Annotated in this window: 3 protein-coding genes; all 3 read right to left on the bottom strand. The window is 68.4% G+C overall.

Annotated elements, in window-relative coordinates; all coding sequences use genetic code 11:
* A partial coding sequence (locus ABD269_RS35250; protein WP_344124710.1) for an ATP-binding cassette domain-containing protein occupies positions 1-219 on the bottom strand: 219 nt, incomplete at its 3' end.
* A 7-nt stretch (positions 220-226) separates the two neighbouring features.
* On the bottom strand, positions 227-553 hold the full coding sequence (locus tag ABD269_RS35245; protein ID WP_301888248.1) for a bifunctional 3-phenylpropionate/cinnamic acid dioxygenase ferredoxin subunit: 327 nt from the start codon (positions 551-553) through the stop codon (positions 227-229).
* Positions 550-1345: Fe-S cluster assembly protein SufD (gene sufD, locus ABD269_RS35240; protein ID WP_344124708.1), on the bottom strand; the 796-nt coding region annotated here is incomplete at its 5' end. The genes sufD and ABD269_RS35245, both read right to left, overlap by 4 nt.

The raw sequence follows: 1345 nt of genomic DNA, 5'->3' as shown, positions 1-1345 counted from the left end.
GACGTCCTCGCCGTCGAGGGTGACGGTGCCACCGGTGATCGTGTACTTCGGGTGACCGGCCAGGGAGTAGGCGAGGGTCGACTTGCCGGAGCCGTTGGGGCCCATGATGGCGTGGGTCTCGCCCTGCTTCACGGTCAGGTCGACGCCGCGCAGGATCTCCCGCGGGCCGTTCTCGGCCTCGACGGAAACGTGCAGGTCGTGGATCTCAAGCGTTGCCATGGGGAACTCAGGACTCCTGGGTGAGGGAGACGAGCACGTCGTCCCCTTCGATCTTGACGGGGTATACGGGGACGGGACGCGTGGCGGGCAGGCCGGAGGGCTTGCCGGTGCGCAGGTCGAAGCTGGAGCCGTGCAGCCAGCACTCGATGGCGCAGTCCTCCACCTCGCCCTCGGAGAGCGAGACGTTCGCGTGGGAGCAGATGTCGTTGATGGCGAACACCTCTCCCTCGGTACGGACGACCGAGACCGGCGTGCCGTGGAGTTCCACCCGCTTCGGGGTGTCCTCCTCCAGCTCGCTCAGGCCGCAGGCGCGTACGTACGTTGCCTCGCTCATGCCACGGACGCTTCCAGCTCGGCCTCGATCTTGGTGATGAGGCGTTCTTCCAGGTCGGGAATGCCGATCTGCTGGACGAGCTCGGCGAAGAAACCACGGACGACCAGACGACGGGCCTCATCCGCCGGGATGCCGCGGGCCATCAGGTAGAACAGCTGCTCGTCGTCGAACCGGCCGGTCGCCGAAGCATGCCCGGCGCCGACGATCTCGCCGGTCTCGATCTCCAGGTTCGGCACCGAGTCGACCCGCGCACCGTCCGACAGGACAAGGTTGCGGTTCAGCTCGTAGGTGTCCGTGCCCTCGGCGGCGGCGCGGATGAGGACGTCGCCGATCCATACCGCGTGGGCGCCCTCGCCCTGCAGCGCACCCTTGTAGGCGACATTGGAGCGGCAGTGCGGGGTGTCATGATCGACGAAGAGACGGTGCTCCTGGTGCTGGCCCTTGTCGGTGAAGTACAGGCCGTACAGCTCGGCCTCGCCGCCGGGGGCGCCGTAGACGACCCGGGGGTGGAGGCGGACCAGGTCGCCGCCGAAGGTGACGATCACGGACTTGAACGAGGCGTCCCGGCCGACCAGCGCGGTGTGCTGGGCAACGTGCACCGCGGTCGCGTCCCAGTCCTGGATGGAGACGACGGTGAGCTTGGCGCCGTCGCCGATCAGGTACTCGACGTTGGCGGCAAGGGTGGCGTCGCCGGTGTGGTCCAGGACCACCATCGCCTCGGCGAACGCGCCGAGCTCGATCACCTGGTGGCCGAAGGCCACACCGCCCGCACCGTGCACGGAGATGCGGACG

This window comes from Streptomyces blastmyceticus (assembly GCF_039521185.1).
In the GTDB taxonomy this organism is placed as follows: domain Bacteria; phylum Actinomycetota; class Actinomycetes; order Streptomycetales; family Streptomycetaceae; genus Streptomyces; species Streptomyces blastmyceticus.
This window is presented reverse-complemented; position numbering and strand designations above follow the sequence as displayed.